At 73.7% G+C, this 2,744-nt stretch carries 3 protein-coding genes and 1 pseudogene; 2 read left to right on the top strand and 2 right to left on the bottom strand.

Going from position 1 to position 2,744, the window contains the following annotated elements; translation table 11 throughout:
- Positions 1-362: pseudogene (locus AB0O00_RS34740) on the bottom strand (ABC transporter permease); the annotation flags it as partial.
- Between the two features lie 187 nt (positions 363-549).
- On the opposite strand from AB0O00_RS34740, the gene AB0O00_RS34735 reads away from it, so the two are divergent.
- Positions 550-1,119 (top strand): XRE family transcriptional regulator, encoded by a 570-nt coding sequence (locus tag AB0O00_RS34735; protein ID WP_363658659.1) that lies wholly within the window; start codon positions 550-552, stop codon positions 1,117-1,119.
- Between the two features lie 107 nt (positions 1,120-1,226).
- Here the strand turns inward: AB0O00_RS34735 and AB0O00_RS34730 are convergent, their stop codons facing one another.
- Positions 1,227-1,865 carry a DUF4360 domain-containing protein gene (locus tag AB0O00_RS34730; RefSeq protein ID WP_363658657.1) on the bottom strand — a complete coding sequence of 213 codons (639 nt, stop codon included), beginning with the start codon at positions 1,863-1,865 and terminating at the stop codon, positions 1,227-1,229.
- Positions 1,866-2,203: 338 nt separating this feature from the next.
- Between AB0O00_RS34730 and AB0O00_RS34725 the strand changes: the two genes are divergently transcribed.
- Positions 2,204-2,744 (top strand): NAD(P)-dependent oxidoreductase (locus tag AB0O00_RS34725; RefSeq protein WP_363658655.1); only part of this gene is annotated, 541 nt, incomplete at its 3' end.

The raw sequence follows: 2,744 nt of genomic DNA, 5'->3' as shown, positions 1-2,744 counted from the left end.
GTGGCGAGCGGGACGAGTGCTATGGCGGGGATCGGGCGCAGGAAGGAGACGACCGGGGTGACGGCGGCGGACAGGCGCGGCAGGTAGCCGGTGGTGAAGCCGAGCGCGGCGCCGAGGCAGGCGCCGAGCGCGAAGCCCTGTCCGGCCCGGTCGAGGCTGGCGGCGAGGTCGGTGCCCAGGGTGCCGGTGCGGACGCTCTCGGCGAGGGCGCGCCAGGTGGCGGCCGGGGTGGGCAGTAGGCCGGCCGCGACGACGCCGGAGGCGGCGAGGGCGGACCACCCGGCGAGGACGGCGAGGGCCGCGAGGAGCGCCGGGGCGAGGGCAGTCGGGGATCTCCGGGGCGGGGATTCGGTGGGGTGCAACGCGCTCGTCTCCTCACCGGCCGCCGGGTGTGCTCCGGGGCCGGGACACGGTCCGATATAAGTGACATCAATAATTGACGACACTTATCAACGGCGTGTTGCAGCCGTGCGAAACGTTCCGGGGTGCGCCCGGGAACCCGCCGGACGGCCTCGGCCCGCCCGGTGGCCATGAGGTACGTTCACGAGCGTGTCCCGCCCCGAACCCTCTCCCGAGGCCCTCGCCGTCGGCCGCCTCGTGCGCAGCCGCCGCAAGGAGCTCGGCGTCCCCATGGCCGAACTCGCCGTCCGCTCGGGCCTTTCCCAGCCCTTCGTCAGCCAGCTGGAGCGCGGCCTCACCACCCCGAGCCTCACCTCGATCTACCGGATCGCGGACGCCCTGGGCGTGCCGCCCGGCACCTTCCTGCGCCCGCCGGCCCGCAGCGGCGCGGTGAGCCACGAGGACGACCCGCAGGTGATCCGGGTGACGGAGTCCGCCGGCCAGGTGGCCCGCGTCCTGATCCCGGGCGGGCGCAGCTCCCTGATGGAGGCTTACGAGCACTGCTTCGAGCCCGGCCAGGGCGAGCGGGGCTGGTTCGAGCACCCCGGAGAGGACTTCCTCTACGTCCTGGAGGGCGAGGTGGTGCTGGAGATCGAGGGCGAGGATCCCCTCGTCCTGCGGGCCGGGCAGAGCGCCCATCACCGCGGCGACGTCCCGCACCGCTGCCGCCTGTCCGGCCCGGAGCGGGCGCGGACGCTCCTGGTGATCGCCACGCCGTAGCCCCACGTCCCCAGGGGGACGGCGCCGGGGCGGACGGCCGGGCGGCGCGCACCGGGCGGTCGGAGCGTGGCGGCGCTCCAACCGCCGTGCGCCTCACAGGATCAGGATCAGGGGCAGAGCTTCCAGGCGAGGTGGTAGACGGTGTTGATGCTGCCGTCGGTCGAGTCCATCGTCATGAAGCTCGTGGTGGTGGACGGGTCCGACGTGCCGGCGGCGACCCGCAGTTCGGTGTTGATGTTGAAGTTGCGCTCCTCCCCGCAGGGGGCCCAGACCAGGGCCGCGACCTCGACGGTGTCGGTCGCCTGCCAGTTGTCGTCGCGCGGGCCGGTGAAGCGGTGGGTCCCGTACGCGGTCTGCGCCTGGCCCTGGAAGTAGTAGCCGGCCCGCTGGACTCCGACCGCCCCGTTCTCCAGGTGGGCGTAGCCGCGGTAGTCGGTGGAGGCGATCGCGTAGGTGAAGCCCTGCGGGACGTGCACGCGCAGGTTGAGCTGACAGTTCTTCCGGAAGTCGGTGGGCTTCGAGCCGACGCCGATCTGGGCGAGGTACTGGCTGTAGGTGACGGTGAAGGCGGTGTTGTCCGGGGAGACGGCGACGGCGGCCGTCCCGGCCGGGCAGCCGGAGCCGTTGATCGTCGCGACGTCGATGACGATCCGGTCGGGCGGGGTCGGGAGCGAGTCGGCGCCGAACGCCGGTGAGCCGAAGAGTGATGCGGCGACACCGGTCGCGGCCAGCACGCGGAGCAGCATGAGCTTCCCCTTTCGGTCGTCCACGGGTCCGGGGCGGGCGCGGTCGGCCCGGGCCCCACCCCGGATCTGACGCGAACATGTCATCACAGGGTGCCCGTCCGCGTACAGGGGGTGAACCCGACGGGCCGGCGGCGGGAGGCGAGCGGGCGGCGCGGACAAGGCTGATGAGAAGGTCAAGCCCGCGCTCGGTCGGCCTACCGATTGGCCCACTTCCCTGCTGCCGAATTGGCCTATGGATCTGGTCCATTCGGCTCTTAGCTTGATCGTATGAGCCATCGGTGATCGAGGGTCCGCACCGGACGGCCCCTCACGCCGAACGGGAAGAAAGGGTGGTTCCCGTGCACGTCTTCCTCGCCGGTGCGACCGGCGCCGTCGGGCGGCAACTCGTGCCGCTCCTGCACCGGGCGGGTCACCGCGTGACGGCCGCCTCCCGGTCCGAGGAAGGCGTCGCGTGGCTGCGCGGCCAAGGGGCCGAGGCGGTCCGGCTCGACGTCTTCGACCGCGAAGCCACCGCCGGGGCCGTCGCGGCGGCGGCGCCGGACGCCGTCGTCCACCAGCTGACGGCCCTCGCCGGCGGCAGCCTGGCCGACAACGCCCGGATCCGCCGCGACGGCACCCGCAGCCTGGTGGACGCCGCCCGCCGGGCCGCGGTCCCCCGGATCGTCGCCCAGTCGATCTGCTGGGCGTACGGCCCGGGCGACGAGCCCGCCGACGAGAAGGAACCGCTGGACACCGGCGCGCCCGAGCCCCGCGCCACGACGATCGGCGGCGTGCTCGCGCTGGAGCTCGCGGCGGCCGAACTGCCCGAGGCCGTGATCCTGCGGTACGGCATGCTGCACGGGCCGGGCACCTGGTACGAGCCGGGCGGCCCGATGGAGG

Origin of the sequence: Kitasatospora sp. NPDC093558 (genome assembly GCF_040683475.1) — a bacterium.
Lineage (GTDB): Bacteria > Actinomycetota > Actinomycetes > Streptomycetales > Streptomycetaceae > Kitasatospora.
This window is presented reverse-complemented; position numbering and strand designations above follow the sequence as displayed.